This window comes from Bacillus sp. GW823-FHT06A11 (assembly GCF_058795355.1).
This window is the reverse complement of sequence record NZ_JBXAHS010000003.1, coordinates 487,151-507,970: the sequence shown is the minus strand read 5'-3', so window position 1 is coordinate 507,970 and position 20,820 is coordinate 487,151. Positions and strand designations below refer to the sequence as shown.

The window sequence follows — 20,820 nt, the reverse complement described above, 5'->3', positions numbered from 1 at the left end:
TACAGAGACATTTGATAAAATTCAAAAAAATATAATGGAGGCTAATATGAAAAAAGTAATTGGCGCAGCAACAGCAACTATTTTTGGATTGGGGGCGTTTACCACAACCGCTACCGCAGAAACAATCGTAACAGCAGATGTACTTAACGTACGTGAAAAACCGACTACAGAATCAAAAGTGGTCGAAAAAGTAAAGAATGGGCAAGAGTTAAAAGTCATAAATACCGAAGATGGCTGGTCAAAAATTGAATTGAACGGTAAAGAAGTGTTTGTAAGTTCGGAGTTTACAAAAGATGTGTATCATGTAACTGCGAATTTGTTAAATGTACGTACCGAAGCAAACACAGATTCAGAAATTCTTGGCAGACTAAAAAAAGATGATGTAATTGAATCAACGCATCAAGTAAAAGACGGATGGCTGCAATTTGAGTATAAAGGAAAAACTGCTTATGCCAACGTTTCTTTCCTATCAAGTACAGCACCAACTGAAAAGAAAACTGAAGAGAAAGCAAAGCAAGTAACGAAAGTACAAAAATCAGTTAAAGAAAAGAAAGAAGTAAAGACGCAGAAAGTAGCAAAAGTGAAAGAAACAACGAAAGCACAAGAAATAGTAAAGCCTAAAGAAGAAGTAAAAGTTAAAGAAGAACCGAAAGCGCAAGAAATAGTAAAGCCTAAAGAAGAGGCAAAAGTCAAAGAAGAAGTAAAAGTTAAAGAAGAACCGAAAGCGCAAGAAATGGTAAAGCCTAAAGAAGAGGCAAAAGTTAAAGAAGAAGTAAAAGTTAAAGAAGAACCGAAAGCGCAAGAAATAGTAAAGCCTAAAGAAGAGGCAAAAGTTAAAGAAGAAGTAAAAGCTAAAGAAGAAGAAAAAGTGCAAGAAATAGCAAAAGCTAAAGAAGAAAAAGCACAAGAAATAGCAAAAGCTAAAGAAGAAAAAGCAAAAGCTAAAGAAGAAGAGAAAGCAAGAGAAATAGCAAAAGCAAAAGAAGAAGAGAGAGCAAGAGAAATAGCAAAAGCAAAAGAAGAAGAGAAAGCAAGAGAAATAGCAAGAGCTAAAGAAGAAGAGAAAGCAAAAGAAATAGCAAAAGCAAAAGAAGAAGAGAGAGCAAGAGAAATAGCAAAAGCAAAAGAAGAAGAAAAAGCAAGAGAAATAGCAAAAGCAAAAGAAGAAGAAAAAGCAAGAGAAATAGCAAAAGCAAAAGAAGAAGAGAGAGCAAGAGAAATAGCAAAGGCTAAAGAAGAAGAGAGAGCGAAAGAAGTATCAAAAAACAATATACAGTCTGCTAAACGTGAATTAACGGTAGTAGCGACAGCGTATACTGCTGATCCAAGTGAAAATGGTACATATGGTGGACGCGTTTTAACTGCGATGGGGCATGATTTAACGGCAAATCCGAATATGAGAATTATCGCAGTTGACCCGAAAGTAATCCCATTAGGATCTAAAGTATGGGTAGAAGGTTATGGAGAAGCTATCGCTGGTGATACTGGAAGCGCAATTAAAGGTAATCGTATTGATGTATTAATGGGGTCAAAAAGTAAAGCTATGAATTGGGGAAGAAAAACTGTTAAAGTAAAAATTTTATAGTAACTATAATGATCCAAATAGAAGTCAGTTCTCTTTATTGAGGCTGGCTTTTATTTTTTTAGTGGAAGTATAATAGGATTTTTAAATGACTTATTAATAAACCTGTAATAAAACATAAAAATTGTCTCATGTTTAGAAAAACTATTAAGAATGAGGTAAGGAAGTAGAACAGAAGGTTATTGAGAAGTAGAGAAGAATAGTATGTTGCTACAATTACACAAGATATCGAGGAACGCGGACTTATTTCAGTAGTTGATTTCCAGTTTGGGGAAATGAATATATACTATTATTTATGTAAAGATTGTTCAATTATAAAAACGGAAACACAAAGTACATAACAAGACTAACATATTATATTAGTCTTGTTTTTGTATCGCAACATCATTAAGAATCGCATCAAATATATCTTTTTGCGTAAAGTTATCTGTAAAAATAGTTTCTCTGGAAACCTCAATTGTATCGTGCGGATTATACCATTTTTGGAGGGAATCTTCACCAAATTCATATCGTTTGTCCCTTGTGTTATGTCGTCTAATAGTTTCCTCTAATGATAAATCAAAATAATATGTAAATGCATTTTCATCAAAATAACGAATTAATTCTTTTAACATCTCACCATACCTACGACTGTCCAATATACCTTCTAAAATAATAAATTCACATTTTCCTTTTCCGTACTTTGTAATTTCAAATAGTAAATCATGTGATAAATTACCCATTGTGTCGTGTACTCTAAGCATATCTCTACGCACAACATCCTGTGATACTAAAAGTGTACCTTGTCCGAAATGTTCTTGTAGTTGCTTTGCAATCGTTGTTTTACCACTTGCGGAGTTTCCTCTAAGAATGATTAAAGTGGATGTAAGTATAGGTTTAGACATAATGTATTCCCCCAACGGTATTAATTATATAGAAAATTTTAACAAATAAAGTGAGGAAAGTGTATAATTAATATGATGGATATTTAAGGAGGGGATTAGATGGGGGATATATTAAAAAATGCACAACCTATATGGAAACGGACTTGGTTTCGTTATCTAGGGGCATTTTTTATTGTTCAGTTACTGTTTATTTTGTGTGAAATAACTGCGTGGGCACCAAACTTTAGGCCAGGCGGAGAGTTTTTTAATAGAATATTAAATTCTCAATTTTTCACTGAATGGTTCACACTCTATACAATCCCGCAATTTAACGTATTTACAGCATTTTTTGCGATTACATTACTACCATATGCATTAGTAGGTGCAATGAAAGATATAATATCAAGAAAAAATATAAAAGAATAATAGAGGTATAATATGCTATTTCAAAAAGAAGGGTTATTGATTAGATACGTAATGGAAGATGATGTATCTATTATTTCTAAATGGTTAACGGACCCAGAAGTCCTGCAGTATTACGAAGGACGAGATAATCCGCAATCTGTAGAAAAGGTGCTTGATCATTTTATACATAATCCAAACAATAATGAAAAAAGATGTTTAATAGAATTTGATACCGTTCCGATTGGTTACATACAAATGTACCCAGTTGATTCAGAGTGGAAAGCGATATATGGCTATAAAGAATCACAAAATGTATGGGGAATGGATCAATTTATCGGTGAACCAGCCTATTGGGGAAAAGGAATTGGACAAAAACTCGTTCAGGCAGCAATTACATACATTATGGGTGAAATGGGAGCAGAAGCAATCGCAATGGATCCGAAAGTAAATAATGAACGAGCGATAAAGTGTTATGAAAAATGCGGATTTAAAAAAGTAAAGATTTTAAAGGAACATGAGCTGCATGAGGGGAAACTAGAAGATTGTTGGATGATGGAATATAAACAATTATAATGAATATGAAATGGCTTATATAAACGAAGGTAGCTGTGGAAAATGAAAAAAGCATTAATCGTAATTGATGTACAAGCGGGTATGTATACAGCTGGAATGCCAGTACATAATGGGGAAAAATTTTTACAAACATTGCAAGAGCTTATTGGGGAATGTCGTTCAAATGATATTCCAGTTATTTATGTCCAACATAATGGTCCTAAAGACAATCCGTTAGAAAAAGGTACGGATGGATGGCGAATCCATCCGACCATCGCTCCGCAAGAAGGGGATGATATTGTTGAAAAGACGACGCCAGATTCATTCCATAAGACAAACTTAAGCGAAGTGTTACAAGAGAAAGGAATTGAACACGTTATTCTTTCGGGAATGCAAACAGAGTATTGTGTAGATACGACAACGCGCAGAGCATGTAGTGAAGGATATAAAGTAACGTTAGTTAGTGATGCGCATAGTACATTTGATGCAGAAGTGTTACGTGCTGAAGATATTGTGAAACATCATAACGCAGTATTGGGAGCGTTTGCGGATGTTGTTGCATTAAAAGACTTGAAAGTGGCTGCCTCTAAATAAGAGGCAGTTTTTTTATTAGAAAAATAGCGTCAAATATTGTTGGTAAGTCGATATTTTGAAATAATCGTTTATATAATTTCACGTACCATAATAAAAATATACAATAAAGGAGCACCACATAATTAAAAAGGGCGCTCCTGCATTAAAATGTTACTTCTTCTTGTCTTTATCCAATATATTTTGTTCTTCAGCAAACTCCGTACCATATGCAAAGCGGCGATTAATACGAATGTTATCATTGTTGTGCCTTGTATGAGAGTTAGAGAAGCGATGAACGATTACTTCAGATAAAGTGAAGACGATGGCAGAAAGGATACTCCCCCATGCAATTTGCATATAGTTGTCTAATAAAATATTACCGAAAATCCATACGCTTAAATATGTTAATAAGAAATCCGACATAATGGCACCAGTATTGCCAATTCGATTTAAAATAATTTTATCAACGAACATGTAGGATACGATTGTAACAAAGAGACTGAATGAAATAATTTGAACAAACGTTGCAGGGAAAAATAAAGCAAGCCCAATGCTAAATGCGATAATGCACGATATAAACTTGATAAGCACTACTGTGAAATCATTCAAAATTTACACCTCCGATTTATACATAGTTTTTCAATAAATTCTGTAGTTCATACATTGTAACGGATTTATTTACATAAAACTTTTTCATGTTTGGAATTTAGTCTAAATATTATAAAAATAATGAAAAAATGTTATAGTAAAATGAGAGTGTATGACATTTTTAGGTAAGGGGGAATCCAGGATGTGGATTACTTCAGAAGTAGAAATTCCAGATGAGTTAATTGATCACATTGAGCAAGGAAAATTAGTGTTATTTGTTGGAGCGGGAGTTTCTATGAAAGGGAAATCAAACTTACCGAATTTTGATGATTTAGTTGATGAAATTGCAAAAACGTTATATGTCGAAAAGCGTGAAATAACAGAACCACATGATTATTATCTTGGTAAAATTGCGAAAACAAAAGATGTACATCAAGTCGCAAGAGATCTTGTTCATATAGAGAAATCAAAACCGAATCCATTGCATTATGCAATTCCAAGGTTATTTCCTTTAGATACAGATATCCGCATTGTAACAACAAATTTTGATCAACATTTTACAACTGCAATTAAAGAAATAAATAGAGATATCAATGTTTATTACGCTCCAGCTTTACCGACTGGGAGAGCTTTTAAAGGTCTTGCTTATATACATGGTAATGTAGAACAGGAGAAAGAGGCTTTAATTTTAACAGACGGTGATTTTGGAAGGGCTTATTTAACAGAAGGTTGGGCGAGAAGATTTTTAGTCGATCTATTCTCAAATTACACCGTTTTATTCGTTGGATATAGTCATAATGACCCAGTAATGAAATATTTAGCAACTGGTTTACCACCAAGTACAAGACGATTTGCTTTTGTCGCACAAGGAGAAAATACGTACCACTGGGAACATTTAGGGATAAGACCGATTGTGTATCCGAATAAAGTGAATAATCATCAATCTCTCGTAAAAGCGGTAAAACGCTGGGCGGAATTAATGGGTGATAATTATATTACGAAAAGAATGCGTATTCGGGATATTGTAACGGTTCCCCCGTCAGTAGAACAGGAACAATTATCATACATAAAGCAATCAATTAAAAAAATTGAAACAGTTCGTTACTTTGTGGAATTTGCTCACGATTATGAATGGGTCGAATGGTTAGAAGCAGAAGGTAAATTACAAAATTTGTTTATGCTTACGCCAAACTATAATGAAGTAGATGAATTACTTGCAGAATGGTTAGTGGAACAATTTCTTTTTAGTCATCAGATAGAATTATTTCAATTAATTTATAAAAACTATTCTAAAATATCACCGTTATTGTGGAAAACAATTTGTAACTACTTAAACGAAACGAAGAGTAAGATGGACCCATTGTTGTTTGCCAGGTGGACACTCCTTTTATTAGAAACTGCTGAAAAAGATAGTAGCTCTATAGAAAAGATTTCTAAGTTACTGCAAAAATGTTCTTTTCCTGAGCATAAGGAAATTGCGTTATTGTTACTAACTTTTATTTTAGACGGAAAGCTGAAGTTGAAACGTGTAAGAAAATGGGGAAATGATACGCAAGAAGCAATAGAACTCGAGGAATCGAGTCGCTTACCAGTATCAACATTTTCTCATGTGGAGCAAATTTGGAATGAAAAGATGAGGCCATATATCGCCTATTATGCTGTTCCAATTATGATGATTGGATTAGAAAAATTGAGAATGTTGTCGTTAAGACAAACGGCACTGAAAAAAAGAAATAAAGAAGATGTAGAAAAAGAATTTCATCAAAATGATCTTGCATTTTTAATACAAATTGTAAAAGAGTGTCTAACTTATTTATGTGAAAACAATGAGAAAAAAGCGGATTATTATATTACAGAAATGATAGAAGCAAATAGTGTACTTCAAAAGCGAATTGCAATTGATGCGATGAATAAAAATATTTTTGTTCGTGTAGATGACAAAATGAAATGGTTGTTACAGGAAGGACTTCTTTTAGATTTCACTTATAAACATGAAGTTTTCCAACTTTTAAAAAGTCATTATTCACATTGTTTAGAAAAAACAAAAGAAGAAGTCACTCGAACTGTAATAAAGCGTCTTACAGAAGAGAGGGTATTTGATGCATGTCTCGTATTAGACTTATTATTCAAGTGTGATTCAAATAGCCCATCTACGGCAAATGGGTATGAGTTAATGAAGCAAAAGCATCCTCATTTTCATTCTGAACGATACAGTGTACAAAAGAAAGAGGATGCAGCGCAAAGTATTACTTGTAATGTAACAGCTGACGGATTATTGCAGCTGAAAGATGTTGAAATTATGAAGCAAGTTCGGCAATTTTCGCAAGATGGTGTTTTTGAACAACGCCATTTTTTAGAGATGTTATCAAAAGCATGTAAATTGAATACAGAGTGGAGTATTTCATTCGCATATCAATTAGTAGGAGTGCAAGAAATAAGTAATGAAGTATGGTTTGTTTGTATTAGAGAATGGAGAAATAACAGAGGATTGACAAATGATCAAATCCAAAAAATTATTCCGTTATTGCAGAAATTTGTTAGAAATACTGCTTTTCATTGGTTAATTAGTAGTTTTCTATATGAAATTAGTAATCGACTAGAAGAGTTAGAAGAGAATAGTATACGTGTTGTAAAACGCTTTGCTTTTTCAGTGTTTCCTCAAGTTATGAAGAGTGATACGGATTTTAAGCTTGGAAAACAAGATTTTTACAATGAATCAATTCAGCATCCTGTTGGAAAAATGACGGCTGTATTATTAAAGTTGTTATCATATGATCATTTATACGATCGTAATGTATATGAATATTTATTTTTATTTGAAGAACAAGTAAGAGTTAATTCAGTACGAACAAACTTTATGTTTGCTCGTTTAATAGCAGATATTACATTTCTATATCATATTGAAAAGCAATGGTGCCGAAAATATTTGTTACCATACTTAGATTTAAAAAAACAAAATGAAATTACGGAATATGCATGGGCTGGTTTATGTTACACGCAAATAAATTTACCTTTATTTACAGAAATGAAGCGTTTTATTAAGTATGCGATAGAACATTTGGAAGTATTACATCCGCATACGAGGGAAGCTTTCTTGAAGTGGCTTAGCTTTGTATTTATTAAATGTGTACTATATTGGGAGCAAAAAACAGATTGGTTATACCCTTTACTCATACTAGAAAATGAAGAAAATAAAATTAAATTTATGCAGTTTTTATGCTATTACGTCAAAACATTAAGTGTAAAAGAACAACAAAAATTTTGGACAGCTTGGCTCAGTGTATTTTTGCGAGAACGACCAAAAATGGGTGAGATAACAGCGAGAGAATATGTAATGCTTTTACGTATTATTTTATACATGGATGAAATATTAGAAAAAGGATTATATATTATGTCTCGTGCATTTTCAAGTGTAAATGGTAAATGTACAGGTGAGGAAATGAAGCAGTTATTGATTGAAATGCTTCATAAAAAAGAAAGTATGAAAGCGCATAAAGAAATGTTTGCAAATGTGTTTTTTATTTTACTACAAACATGTCAAGAAGCCGTTTTATTTGAAAAAGAAATCATACAAATAAAAGAATTATTAGTTCAGTATGAAGTAGAGGAATGTGTTTTACATTTACTGGAAAACGAAATAATTCGCATAGGAATTGTAATGGGTGATTTACAAGAAGAACTATAGGACGAAAGTGGAAAATTAAAAAATATATAAAAAGTTGTTGACAGTGTTTTGAAAAGCGTTCTATAATACGAATCATACTTATTCAATTTCAAAAACATTTGAATAAACAAAGTGCAATGAAGAGATCACAGTAGTGGTTAGTCTTACTGTAACAGAGAGCTGGTGGTTGGTGTGAACCAGTACAGGGATAATCATGAATTACAGTCTTGGAGCATCTTTTTCGTAATAAAGATAGTTTGTCTTTATGAGGAAAAAGCGGTCAATTGATCGTTAACAGTGAAGAGAGGTAGACGGAAAGTTAGTCTACAACTAGGGTGGTACCGCGATAAATATCGTCCCTACTGATTTATTCAGTAGGGACTTTTTGTATTTTAGTGGTCCAACTTGAAAATAAAATAGTCATGCATTGAAAGGAAAAGCAGTAGTTGTTGTTTCCCTGTAACAGAGAGCTGGTGGTTGGTGCGAACCAGTACAAAAACAAGAGCGAATTACAGTCCTGGAGCATCTTTTTCGTAGTAAAGATAGTATTGTCTTTATGAAGGGAAAGACGGTCAGATGATCGTTAACAATGAAGAGAGGTAGACGAAAGAAGTCTACAACTAGGGTGGTACCGCGATAAATATCGTCCCTACTGATTGAATCAGTAGGGCTTTTTTGTACAAAAAAGTGGGTTTTTAACTAGTAGTTCATGTCTTTGTACAAATTATTAGTTTAAAATAAGAAGAGGTATCGATTCCACTATAAATTTGTATAATTAGTCAGTTCAGAAAATAGAGAATTTTTTATTCTCTTACTATACTTTTAAAACATTAGAGGAGGATTTCCAAATGGCAAATCATGAATTAGATCAATTACGTAAACAGGTAGATGAAATTAACTTACAACTATTACACCTTTTAAACAAACGTGGTGAAATTGTTCAAAAAATTGGAGAGCAAAAGCAAGTACAAGGCACGAAACGCTTTGATCCAGTACGTGAGCGTGAAGTACTTGATATGATTGCAGAGCATAACGAAGGACCATTCGAAACATCAACAGTTCAACATATTTTCAAAACGATTTTCAAAGCAAGCTTAGAGTTACAAGAAGATGATAACCGTAAAGCGTTACTAGTATCACGTAAAAAGAAACAAGAAAATACAATCGTTGATGTAAAAGGTGAATTGATTGGAAACGGAACACAAACGTTCATCATGGGACCTTGTGCAGTAGAAAGCTTAGAGCAAGTTCGTCAAGTAGGGCAAGCGATGAAAGACCAAGGCTTAAAATTAATGCGCGGTGGTGCATTCAAACCGAGAACATCTCCATACGATTTCCAAGGTTTAGGAGTAGAAGGACTTCAAATTTTACGTCAAGTAGCAGACGAGTTCGACTTAGCAATTATTAGTGAAATTTTAAATCCGAACGATGTTGAAATGGCATTAGACTACGTTGATGTAATTCAAGTTGGCGCACGTAACATGCAAAACTTCGATTTATTACGAGCTGTAGGTAAAGTTAACAAACCAGTATTATTAAAACGTGGATTAGCAGCAACAATTGATGAGTTCATTAACGCAGCGGAATACATCATTGCGCAAGGTAACGATCAAATTATTCTTTGTGAGCGCGGTATCCGCACATACGAAAGAGCAACACGTAACACATTAGACATTTCTGCAGTACCAATTTTAAAGAAAGAAACACATTTACCAGTTATCGTTGATGTAACACATTCAACTGGACGCAGAGATTTATTATTACCAACAGCGAAAGCGGCACTTGCAATTGGCGCAGATGCAGTAATGGCTGAAGTTCATCCAGATCCAGCAGTTGCATTGTCAGATTCTGCACAACAAATGGACATTCCAGAATTCCATAGATTCATGGATGAGTTAAAAGGTTTCAAAAATAAATTATCTTAATTCCATATCATATATGCGTTGAAGAGGAAACAGTAGTGCTTATCTCACTGTTAAAGAGAGCTGATGGCTGGTGTGAATCAGTACAAAGGTAAGCATGAATTACAGCCTTGGAGCATCTTTCTCGACAACTTATGGAGGGGAAGACGGTCAAACGATCGTTAAAGAAGAAGAGAGGTAGACGACAGTTGTCTACAACTAGGGTGGTACCGCGATAAACATCGTCCCTACTGAGCGCTCAGTAGGGACTTTTTTGTACAAAAAAATAGTAAAGGGGCAAGAGAAATGAGATACATTACAGCTGGAGAATCACATGGACCGCAGTTAACAGTTATTTTAGAAGGTGTACCAGCAGGTTTGACACTTACGGCGGAACATATTAATAAAGAATTATTAAGAAGACAAAAAGGTCATGGACGCGGAAGACGCATGCAAATTGAAACAGATACAGTTGAAATTGTAAGTGGTGTTCGTCACGGGATGACACTTGGATCACCGATTACGTTAATCGTAAAAAATGATGATTTCAAACATTGGACGAAAGTAATGGGCGCTGAGCCAATTTCTGAAAAAGAAAGTAAAGACATGAAACGTACAATTACAAAACCACGTCCAGGACATGCGGATTTAAATGGAGCAATTAAATATGGTCATCGTGATATAAGAAACGTATTAGAGCGCTCATCTGCAAGAGAAACGACAGTTCGTGTAGCTGCTGGTGCAGTTGCAAAACAAATTTTAAGCGAATTAGGCGTAAAAATTGCAGGACATGTTCTTGAAATTGGTGGAGTAAAAGCAAAACATATTTCAAACTTACCGATTGAAGAAATTCAAACGATAACTGAAAACTCACCAGTTCGATGTTTAGATAAAGAAGTAGAGCAAGAAATGATGGATGCGATTGACAACGCAAAAAGTAGCGGAGATTCAATCGGTGGTATTGTGGAAGTTATTGCAGAAGGTATGCCAATTGGCGTTGGTAGTTACGTTCATTACGATCGTAAATTAGATGCAAAACTTGCTGGTGCAATTATGAGTATAAATGCATTTAAAGGTGCTGAAATTGGCGTAGGTTTTGAAGCGGCAAGACAACCAGGAAGTAAAGTGCATGATGAAATTCTGTGGGATGAAGAAAAAGGATACACGAGAAAAACGAATAATGCCGGCGGTTTAGAAGGCGGTATGACAACAGGTATGCCAATTGTCGTAAGAGGCGTTATGAAGCCAATTCCTACATTATACAAACCGTTAGCAAGCGTTGATATTGATACGAAGGAAGCATTCCAAGCGAGTATTGAAAGATCTGATAGTTGCGCAGTACCAGCGGCGGGTGTAGTAGCTGAATCTGTTGTAGCATGGGAACTTGCAGATGCACTAGTCGAACAATTCGGAAAAGATCGTATGGAATTATTAAAACAAAACATTATGCAACACAATAACTACGCAAAAGAATTTTAATAAAAAGGTGGGTTTAACGTGCAAGTAAAAGATCAACTATCATCATTACAACCATATAAACCAGGTAAATCACCAGAACAAATGAAAGAAGTGTACGGAGATCATTCGTTTGTGAAATTAGCATCGAATGAAAATCCATTCGGTTGTTCACCGAGAGTTTTAGAAGAGTTGCAAAAATCTTGGTTGGAACATGCTTTATATCCTGACGGAGGTGCTACGACGCTCCGTCAAACAATCGCGGATAAGTTGCATGTGCAAATGGAACAAGTACTTTGTGGTAGTGGTTTAGATGAAGTCATTCAAATGATAAGCCGTGCAGTACTTAAAGCAGGAGATAATATCGTAACGGCTGGTGCAACATTCCCGCAGTACCGTCATCATGCAATTATTGAAGGCAGTGAAGTGAAAGAAATTCCTTTAAATAACGGTGTATACGATTTAGACGAAATTTCGTCAGCGGTAAATAATAATACGAAAATCGTATGGATTTGTAATCCGAACAACCCGACGGGCACATATGTGAATGAGCAAAAATTAACTCAATTTATTGAAGGCATTAGTGAAAATACGTTAATTGTCATTGATGAAGCGTACTATGAATACGTAACAGCAAAAGATTTCCCTGAGACATTACCGCTTTTAGAAAAACATAAAAACATTCTTGTACTTAGAACGTTTTCTAAAGCATACGGATTAGCTTCTTTCCGCGTTGGATATGCGATCGGACAGGAAGAGCTAATTGAGAAATTAAATGTCGTACGTTTGCCATTTAACGTATCTTCATTAGCGCAAAAAGCAGCGACGATTGCTTTTGGTGACGATGAGTTTATTGAGGAAATAGTTCGTGTGAATACAGAGGGATTACAAAAATACGAAAGCTTTTGTAAGGAAAATGAAATTCCATTTTATCCATCACAAACAAATTTCATCTTCTTGCCAGTTGAGAATGCAGGAGAGATTTATGAAGCTTGTGCACATGCAGGATTTATTATTCGTCCGTTCCCGAATGGTGTCCGTATTACAGTCGGAACAAGGGAGCAAAATGAAGGAGTGATTTCAGTGTTAAAACAACACTTTGAAAATAAAAAAAGAAAGTCTCGAGATGAGGCAAATGCGTAAAAAGGTAGTTTTAATTGGAACTGGTTTAATCGGAGGCTCTCTCGCATTAGCGATTAAGAAAGAGCACGATGTAACGATAACAGGTTACGATATATTTAAAGAGCAAGTAGAGCGTGCAAAAGAATTACACGTAGTAGATGAAGTAGCAGTTGATTTACAGCATGCATGTGAAGAGGCACATTTAATTATTTTTGCTTCTCCAGTTGAAGAAACGAAGAAGCTATTACACAAACTTGCGTCATTCCGTTTACGAGAAGATGTTATAGTGACTGATGTTGGTAGTACAAAAGGGTCTATTATGAACGAAGCGGAAGCTTTATTTTCAAAGGAAGTTTCTTTCATTGGGGGACATCCGATGGCGGGTTCTCATAAAACGGGAGTTGAAAGCGCAAAGGCGCATTTATTTGAAAATGCATTTTACATTTTAACACCGATGAATCATATACCAAATGAACAAGTGGAAGACCTTAAAGTATGGTTAAAAGGAACAGGATCTCATTTTCTTGTTTTAAATACAGAAGAACATGATTATGTAACAGGGATTGTTAGTCATTTCCCGCATCTTATCGCAGCAGGTTTAGTAAAGCAAGTTGAGAAACATGCAGGAGATAATCCGCTCATTCATCAACTCGCTGCTGGAGGTTTCAAAGACATTACACGTATCGCATCTAGTAGTCCTAAAATGTGGAGTGATATTGTAAAGCAAAATCGAGAGCATTTAATGGTATTATTAAAAGAGTGGATCTCTGAAATGGAAGGTTTATATAAGACAGTTTCTACCGGAGATGCAGGCGAGATTCAAAACTATTTTGCAGATGCGAAAGAATACCGTGATTCTTTACCAGTAAGAAAGAGTGGTGCAATTCCTGCCTATCACGACTTATACGTTGATGTATTAGATAAGGTGGGGGCATTGGCTCATATTACGAGTATTTTAGCGCGCGAGGAAATTAGTATTACGAACTTGCAAATATTAGAAGCGCGTGAAGGACTGCTTGGGGTATTACGTATTAGTTTCCAAAGGGAAGAAGATCGTATGAAAGCAAAGCTAGCGCTTGGAGAAGAAGAATACCAAACTTATGAAACAATTTAAATGAGAAGGTGAAAAACGTGAAAGAAAGAACAATACAACCTGTTAATAACGGATTGAATGGCAATATTACAATCCCAGGTGATAAATCCATTTCACACCGTGCTGTTATGTTCGGTTCGATTGCAGAAGGGAAAACAACAATTAAAGGTTTCTTGCCCGGTGCAGACTGTTTAAGTACTATTTCATGTTTTAAAGAAATGGGAGTAGAAATTACGCAAAACGGTGATGAAGTTATTGTAGTTGGTAAAGGATTAGAAGGTTTACAAGAACCGAAAGCTGTATTAGATGTTGGTAATTCTGGTACAACAATTCGATTAATGTCAGGTATATTAGCTAACACACCATTTTTCTCTTGCGTACAAGGTGATGAGTCTATCGCAAAAAGACCGATGAAGCGTGTAACAAACCCATTAAAACAAATGGGTGCAAACATTGACGGCAGAGAAGAAGGAACATTTACACCGCTAACAATACGTGGCGGAGATTTAAAAGCAATTGAATATATTTCTCCTGTTGCAAGTGCACAAGTAAAGTCAGCTATTTTACTTGCAGGTCTTCGTGCAGAAGGTGTAACAGCTGTTACAGAACCACATATTTCACGCGACCATACGGAAAGAATGCTTGAAGCATTTGGTGTTAAAGTAACTCGCGAAGGGAAAACAGTGAAGCTGTCAGGTGGACAAAAATTAACAGCAACAGACATTCAAGTGCCAGGTGACGTATCATCAGCAGCATTTTTCTTAGTAGCAGGTGCAATCATCCCAAATAGTAAACTAGTATTACAAAATGTAGGAATGAATCCAACTCGTACAGGTATTATTGATGTTTTAGAGAAAATGGGTGCTACGTTCACTGTAGATCTAATTAACGAAGGGGCATCAGAACCAGCTGCAAATATTACAATTGAAACATCTTCATTAAAAGGAATTGAAATTGGCGGAGATATTATCCCTAGATTAATCGATGAGATTCCTGTAATCGCATTAGCGGCAACGCAAGCGGAAGGAATTACAGTAATTAAAGATGCACACGAATTAAAAGTAAAAGAAACAAATCGTATTGATACAGTCGTTGCTGAGTTAACGAAACTAGGAGCTCGCATAGAAGCAACTGATGACGGCATGATCATTTACGGAAAATCAGCTCTAAAAGGCAATACAGTAAATAGTTATGGTGATCATCGCATCGGAATGATGCTTGCGATTGCTGGCTGCCTGGCAGAAGGAAAAACAATTATTGAAGATGCAGAAGCAGTAGGTGTATCATATCCTACATTCTTTGATGAACTTCAAAAGTTAGCTAAATAATAAGGATGGAAAGCAGATACGTGATGTATCTGCTTTTTTTGTTAAAACGTCTTTCTAATTTCACTTACCGAACTACAATAGAAAGAATTGTGATACAATTCAAACAGGGAATGGAGGAGAATTATATGAATGTCATACAATTAAAAGAAGATAAGTTCAGAGAAGCATTATGTTTATCAGAATACGCTTTTCAATATAAAGTAGATGAGGAACGATTACAGCAGCAACTTACAAAGATGAAGGAAAGTCATGAAATATACGGCATTATGGAAGGGGAAGACTTAGCAGCAAAACTACATCTTATTCCGTTTCATATTTACATAGGTAAAGAAAAATTTAAAATGGGTGGCGTTGCAGGGGTAGCGACGTATCCTGAGTATAGAAGAAGTGGGTATGTAAAAGAGCTACTTCAATATTCACTTCAAACGATGAAAAAAGATGGCTATACAGTCTCTATGTTACATCCATTTGCGGTTTCATTTTACCGTAAATACGGCTGGGAACTTTGTGCGAATTTAGTCACATGTCATATGACTAAGAGCGATTTAGTGATGAAAAAACAAGTAAATGGCACTGTGAAACGTTTCAATAAAGAAAATCATCCAGAAGAAGTCGAGAAGCTCTATGAAGCATTTGCAGAACGTTTTTCAGGTATGTTAGTTCGAGAGAAGAACTGGTGGTTTCAAGCGGTTTATGATGATTTAACATTAGCGATTTACTATGATGAAAATAAAAAGGCAGCCGGTTACATGTTATACAAAATAGAAAACTATAAAATGACAGTAGAAGAATTTGTACCACTGCATAATGAAGCACGAAATGGTCTGTGGAACTTTATTTGCCAGCATGATTCTATGATTAAAGAACTTGAAATGACAGTAAGTGAAAACGAACCGTTGCTATATTCATTGCAAGAGCCACGCGTGAAGACAGAAATAAAACCATATTTTATGGGAAGAATTGTAGATGTAGAGCAGTTCTTAAAACAATATGAGTTGAGCTGGAACAATGTACAGCAAGAAGTGATTCTACACATTACAGACGCATTTGCTCCGTGGAACAACGTATCAGTGAGGCTTGCGAATCATGAAATAACAATTATGAAAGAGGAAACAATAGATAAAGGAATTAAGCTGGATATTAACGCATTATCTACAATAATGTTTGGCTACAAGCGTCCGTTAGAGCTTAATGAACTAGAATTCATTAGCGGAAGCGAAGAGGAAATACAAGCATTTGAGAATATAGTTCCAGTACGTAAAGCTTTTATTTATGATTTCTTTTAAGCTTTAAATAGGAAATGGGGCTGTCCCAAACAAAATTTGGGACGGTTTTCTCTTTGGTTCTCGTTTTTGTCGGTAAGTCGATGTATTCTAAAAACCGCTGATATAAATTGATTCACAAACAAGGGATTAAAATTGCAACTATACGTAGTTACGCACTTGACTTTTAGTCCTTGTAATTTATAATTAAAAACGGAATGAATTTTCATTCCTAAAAATAGAGGTGGAAAAAATGGCTAAAAACAAACAAGAGGATATTTTTGATGCTGCGATGCAACTTTTTGCAGAGCGTGGTTACGATGGTACGACAATTCCAATGATCGCTGAAAAGGCAAAAGTCGGTGCGGGTACTATTTATCGCTATTTTGAAAATAAAGAGGCACTAGTTAACTCATTATTTTCAAAAAGTATGTTAGAGCTTTCTGAAATGATAAAAACAGATTTTCCTGTTGAAGCAAATATTCGTGAACAGTTTAGTCATACGTACAACCGTTTATTTGAATTTGCGAGAAACAATGTGGACGCTTTTTTATTTACAAATTCTCACTGTGACAGTTATTTTCTTGATGAACAAAGTAAGAAAATATTTGACGATTTTATAGGCTTCTTTATGAATATTATTGAAGATGGAATCGCAAAAGGTTTTCTTCGTCCATTGCCTCCAGTTGCTTTAATTATTATTGTATATCAGCCGCTAGAAGCATTAACGAAAGTAATTGCAACAGGGCAATTAGAATACTCGAAAGAGTTAGTAAAAGAATTGGAAGAAAGCTCTTGGAATGCTATTAGAATCATTTGATTCTATAGCTTTATAAGGACAGGAATGAATATTCATTCCTAAATAGATTTAAAAAATGAAAGTAGGAGAGGGTATTTGTGCAACCAAAGGAATGAACATTCATTCCGGAAAAGATTAGTTTAATAGGGTCTATAGAATAAATCAATAGAATGATAGGAATGAACGTTCATTCCTAAAAATAGTTTCAAAATAATAGGAATGAATATTCATTCCGGAACTAACATTATACTTTCAAAACGGGAGATGATTAAAATGAGTAAGCTAAAAAATTGGAGAAGTTTATCTTTTCTATTATGGATAGTTATTACTATTACAATGATCGTAACGATGCCTAATATGGATAAATTAGTGAAAGAAAAAGGGCATATTACGATTCCGAATACAGAGCAAAGTAGTATCGCTGACAAAATGATAAGAGAGATGGATAAAGACGGGACAGAAAAATATGATGTTATAGCTGTTTTTAATAGTGGAAGTAAAGCAGCTTTAACAACTGAGCAAAAAGATGAAATAATAAAAACAATCAACGCTTTACAAAATGAAAAAGAGCAATTAGGAATTAAGGAAGTTGTTTCACATTTAGATAATAAAGACTTGGAAAAACAATTGATATCTAAAGACAATACGACCATTTTAACGCAAATTTCTGTAGATAAAAAACATGGTGAAATATCAAAAATTGCGAATGGGCTTCATAATAAAATTAAACCGAAGGGAGTTAAAACGTACTTAACAGGAAGTGATTTAATAGCGGGTGATTTTCTTACATCCTCTCAAGAGGGAGTGAAAAAGACAGAAGTTATTTCTATCATTTTCATTTTAGTTGTATTAATCATTGTATTTCGTTCACCAATTGTTCCAATCGTTTCTCTGCTTACAGTGGGTGTATCATATTTAGTTTCAATGGGGATTATTGCCCACCTAGTAGATCAATTTAATTTTCCGTTTTCTAACTTTACACAAGTGTTTGTAGTTGTTGTCCTGTTTGGGGTTGGAACAGACTATAACATTTTATTATATACAAGGTTTAAGGAAGAATTAAGTAAACAAGAAAATGCATTTTTAGCTACGAAAGAAACGTTTAAATCGGCAGGGAAAACCGTTTTATATAGTGGGATAGCAGTACTAATTGGTTTTGCATCTCTTGCTTTAGCGAGTTTTAAATTATATCAGTCTACTTCAGCCGTAGCAATTGGTGTCGCAGTATTATTACTCGTATTAACTACGTTAAATCCATTTTTTATGGTGCTTTTAGGAAAAGGAATGTTTTATCCAGTAAAAACATTTAAAGGTCATGAGGATAGTCGTTTATGGGGATTTCTTGCGAAAAACTCAGTAGTAAGACCATTCGCAGCTTTAATCATTGTATTTGTGATATCGATTCCTTTCCTAATGAAATATTCTAACACACTAAATTACAATGATTTATTTGAAGTAGATAATAAATATGAATCGAAAAAGGGGATTAACGTAATAGAAGAACATTTTCCACCTGGTTTTTCTTCACCAAGTACGTTAGTCATTCAATCGGATAACAAGTTAGACGAGGCGAGTTCTCTTCAAACTTTAGATGAACTAACTGATAAGATTTTGAAAGTGAAAGGTGTGTCAGAAGTATATTCACCGACGCGTCCAACTGGGGAAAGGATAAAAGAACTATATATAAATAAACAAGCTGGAGAACTAAATACGGGGTTAGGAGATGCCAATGGTGGTATAAAGGACATTAATGATGGGTTAACTGCTGCGAAAGATAAAATGGGTAGTAAAGACTCAAATAGTCTTGCAAACGTTCAAAAGTTAATTGATGGAACAAACGAAGCGAAAAACGGTGTAACGGCATTAGGAACAGCTTTACATCAACTATCAAGTGGTATAAATGACGGAGCACAAGGTGCGCAACAAATTGAGGGTGGATTAACTTCAGTAAATGAAAATATAAATGTTTTATCTAATGCAACTTCACAACTTCATGCTGGTTATGCACAGTTAGAAAAAGGTTTAAGCTCTTACGATCAATACTTCGGAAGTATTTCTCAAGCAATTGATGGTGCGAAAAAAGGTTATGAACAAATTGAAGTGTTAATGACCAATTTTATTCAAACGAAACCAGAATTAGCAAATGATCCGAACATACTACAAACGATAGGAATTGCTAAAGAGGCTCAGAAGCAATTAGGTGTGCTTTCAAATGAATTAAATCAATTAGCAACGCATCATAAAGCGGCGATGGGCTCATTTAAAGAAGCGAATCAATCGTTATTGAAAGTGGATAACGGTTTAAAAGAAATGAACAATGGAGTTACTAAATTACAAAAAGGAGCAGCTAATCTTAAAAATGGATTAGATGAAGGTGCTTCAGGTTCTAAACAAATTGCGAACAAGTCATCTGAGTTACAAACCGGATTAACAAAAATAAATGATGGGCAAGGCCAGTTATTAACCGGGCTGAAAGACTTGCAAGAACAGATGGGGCAATTACAATCAGGATTATCTAAAAGTACAGAAGGGCTCGAAAAGGTAAGTAACGGACTAGGGGATGCTCAGAAATATTTAGGAGAATTGAATGAATCAAAAAGCTCTGAGAAATTTTATATTCCAAAAGAAGTTTTAGAGGGAGAAGATTTCCAAAAAGCATTAAATACGTACATGTCACATGATAGAAAGACTGCTAAAATGACAATCATTTTAGACGTAAATCCGTATTCAAAAGAAGCGATGCCAATCATTGAAGAAATTAATAAAACGATAGACGGTACATTAAATGGTACAGAATTAAAATCAACAAAAAAAGCGATCGGCGGTACAACAGCAAGAAACGTTGATTTAAAAGAAGTAACGGGCCAAGATTTCTTACGTACAGCTACAATTATGTTAATTGGAATTGCGGTTGTATTACTCGTTATTACACGGTCATTTTTAAATACAATCTTCATTATTGGATCTTTAATATTAGCTTATTTTGCATCACTTGGTATAAGTGAACAAATTAGTACACACATACTAAACGTAGAGTCATTGAGCTGGAATGTACCATTCTTTAGTTTTATAATGATAGTCGCTTTAGGTGTGGATTATAGCATTTTCGTAATGATGAGATACAATGAGCTAGAGGGGGACCCAGCAACGAAAATTGTAAATGCATCTCGTCACATAGGAGGAGTCGTATTATCAGCGGCACTTATTTTAGGTGGTACATTTGCTGCATTAATCCCTTCAGGTGTATTGACGCTTATACAAGTAGCATCTGTTGTTGGTGTTGCACTGTTATTATTAGCTATTATTGTGATGCCAATATTGATACCTGCGTTAATAGGGTTAACGAATAAAATGAAGAATTATACGAAAAAATTAAGTAAAAGAAAGTAAAAGAATCCCCTTTTAAAAGGGGATTCTTCTTATTTAATAAATTTGTCCATCACATCTTTATATTTTGTGAATTTTTCATCTTTCATATCTCTGTTCATTATGAAATATGCTTCTATATAATATTATTTCGTTAAAAACGTACATTTTATTCAAGATAGAAAAGGGATGAATAGTAATCAACCGTTGCTATTCATCCAGCTTCTACTATATAATAGCTATAGTCTACAATAATTGAGTCGTAAT

Annotated in this window: 15 protein-coding genes and 3 other annotated features; of the genes, 13 read left to right on the top strand and 2 right to left on the bottom strand. The window is 34.7% G+C overall.

Features of this window, described 5'->3' with window-relative positions:
• Positions 1–46 precede the first annotated feature (46 nt).
• Complete coding sequence (gene entB / locus AC1Q8L_RS16810; protein WP_176581072.1) at positions 47–1,585, top strand: cell wall-binding protein EntB; 1,539 nt, start codon at positions 47–49, stop codon at positions 1,583–1,585.
• 356 nt (positions 1,586–1,941) lie between these two features.
• Here the strand turns inward: entB and AC1Q8L_RS16805 are convergent, their stop codons facing one another.
• Positions 1,942–2,466: a kinase gene (locus AC1Q8L_RS16805; RefSeq protein WP_000042586.1), complete on the bottom strand. Its 525-nt coding sequence runs from the start codon at positions 2,464–2,466 to the stop codon at positions 1,942–1,944.
• 99 nt (positions 2,467–2,565) lie between these two features.
• On the opposite strand from AC1Q8L_RS16805, the gene AC1Q8L_RS16800 reads away from it, so the two are divergent.
• From AC1Q8L_RS16800 to AC1Q8L_RS16790, 3 genes are read left to right on the top strand one after another with little or no spacing between them, the layout of a single operon-like run.
• Entirely contained in the window at positions 2,566–2,871 is a 306-nt protein-coding gene (locus AC1Q8L_RS16800) for a YfzA family protein (RefSeq protein ID WP_000502337.1), read from the top strand.
• A gap of 12 nt (positions 2,872–2,883) precedes the next feature.
• Positions 2,884–3,423, top strand: coding sequence for a GNAT family N-acetyltransferase (locus AC1Q8L_RS16795; protein WP_000898782.1), 540 nt, complete (start codon positions 2,884–2,886; stop codon positions 3,421–3,423).
• Positions 3,424–3,465: 42 nt separating this feature from the next.
• Positions 3,466–3,996: a cysteine hydrolase family protein gene (locus AC1Q8L_RS16790; protein WP_000709530.1), complete on the top strand. Its 531-nt coding sequence runs from the start codon at positions 3,466–3,468 to the stop codon at positions 3,994–3,996.
• A 150-nt stretch (positions 3,997–4,146) separates the two neighbouring features.
• Here the strand turns inward: AC1Q8L_RS16790 and AC1Q8L_RS16785 are convergent, their stop codons facing one another.
• Positions 4,147–4,584: a YndM family protein gene (locus AC1Q8L_RS16785; protein WP_000997702.1), complete on the bottom strand. Its 438-nt coding sequence runs from the start codon at positions 4,582–4,584 to the stop codon at positions 4,147–4,149.
• Between the two features lie 181 nt (positions 4,585–4,765).
• On the opposite strand from AC1Q8L_RS16785, the gene AC1Q8L_RS16780 reads away from it, so the two are divergent.
• The 9 genes from AC1Q8L_RS16780 to AC1Q8L_RS16740 all read left to right on the top strand — a co-directional run bounded on the left by AC1Q8L_RS16780 (position 4,766) and on the right by AC1Q8L_RS16740 (position 20,577).
• Positions 4,766–8,248, top strand: a complete 3,483-nt coding sequence (locus tag AC1Q8L_RS16780; protein WP_000265170.1) for a DUF4020 domain-containing protein — start codon at positions 4,766–4,768, stop codon at positions 8,246–8,248.
• Positions 8,249–8,355: 107 nt separating this feature from the next.
• Positions 8,356–8,591 (top strand) — a binding site (T-box leader).
• Positions 8,592–8,645: 54 nt separating this feature from the next.
• Positions 8,646–8,881 (top strand) — a binding site (T-box leader).
• A gap of 194 nt (positions 8,882–9,075) precedes the next feature.
• Entirely contained in the window at positions 9,076–10,152 is a 1,077-nt protein-coding gene (locus AC1Q8L_RS16775; protein WP_001273575.1) for a bifunctional 3-deoxy-7-phosphoheptulonate synthase/chorismate mutase, read from the top strand.
• Between the two features lie 9 nt (positions 10,153–10,161).
• Positions 10,162–10,381 (top strand) — a binding site (T-box leader).
• Between the two features lie 53 nt (positions 10,382–10,434).
• Complete coding sequence (aroC, locus tag AC1Q8L_RS16770; RefSeq protein WP_001269431.1) at positions 10,435–11,607, top strand: chorismate synthase; 1,173 nt, start codon at positions 10,435–10,437, stop codon at positions 11,605–11,607.
• An 18-nt stretch (positions 11,608–11,625) separates the two neighbouring features.
• Positions 11,626–12,726, top strand: a complete 1,101-nt coding sequence (gene hisC / locus AC1Q8L_RS16765) for a histidinol-phosphate transaminase (RefSeq protein WP_086387417.1) — start codon at positions 11,626–11,628, stop codon at positions 12,724–12,726.
• Positions 12,719–13,819, top strand: coding sequence for a prephenate dehydrogenase (tyrA, locus tag AC1Q8L_RS16760; protein WP_001228133.1), 1,101 nt, complete (start codon positions 12,719–12,721; stop codon positions 13,817–13,819). The genes hisC and tyrA overlap by 8 nt, the downstream gene beginning before the upstream one ends.
• A gap of 17 nt (positions 13,820–13,836) precedes the next feature.
• A complete protein-coding gene (aroA, locus tag AC1Q8L_RS16755; protein WP_000664625.1) occupies positions 13,837–15,126 on the top strand; it encodes a 3-phosphoshikimate 1-carboxyvinyltransferase in 1,290 nt (429 codons plus the stop codon).
• A gap of 125 nt (positions 15,127–15,251) precedes the next feature.
• Positions 15,252–16,412 carry a GNAT family N-acetyltransferase gene (locus tag AC1Q8L_RS16750; protein WP_001100911.1) on the top strand — a complete coding sequence of 387 codons (1,161 nt, stop codon included), beginning with the start codon at positions 15,252–15,254 and terminating at the stop codon, positions 16,410–16,412.
• A 229-nt stretch (positions 16,413–16,641) separates the two neighbouring features.
• Entirely contained in the window at positions 16,642–17,208 is a 567-nt protein-coding gene (locus AC1Q8L_RS16745) for a TetR/AcrR family transcriptional regulator (protein ID WP_001107300.1), read from the top strand.
• A 252-nt stretch (positions 17,209–17,460) separates the two neighbouring features.
• Positions 17,461–20,577, top strand: coding sequence for an MMPL family transporter (locus AC1Q8L_RS16740; protein ID WP_025118025.1), 3,117 nt, complete (start codon positions 17,461–17,463; stop codon positions 20,575–20,577).
• The last annotated feature ends 243 nt before the right edge of the window (positions 20,578–20,820 follow it).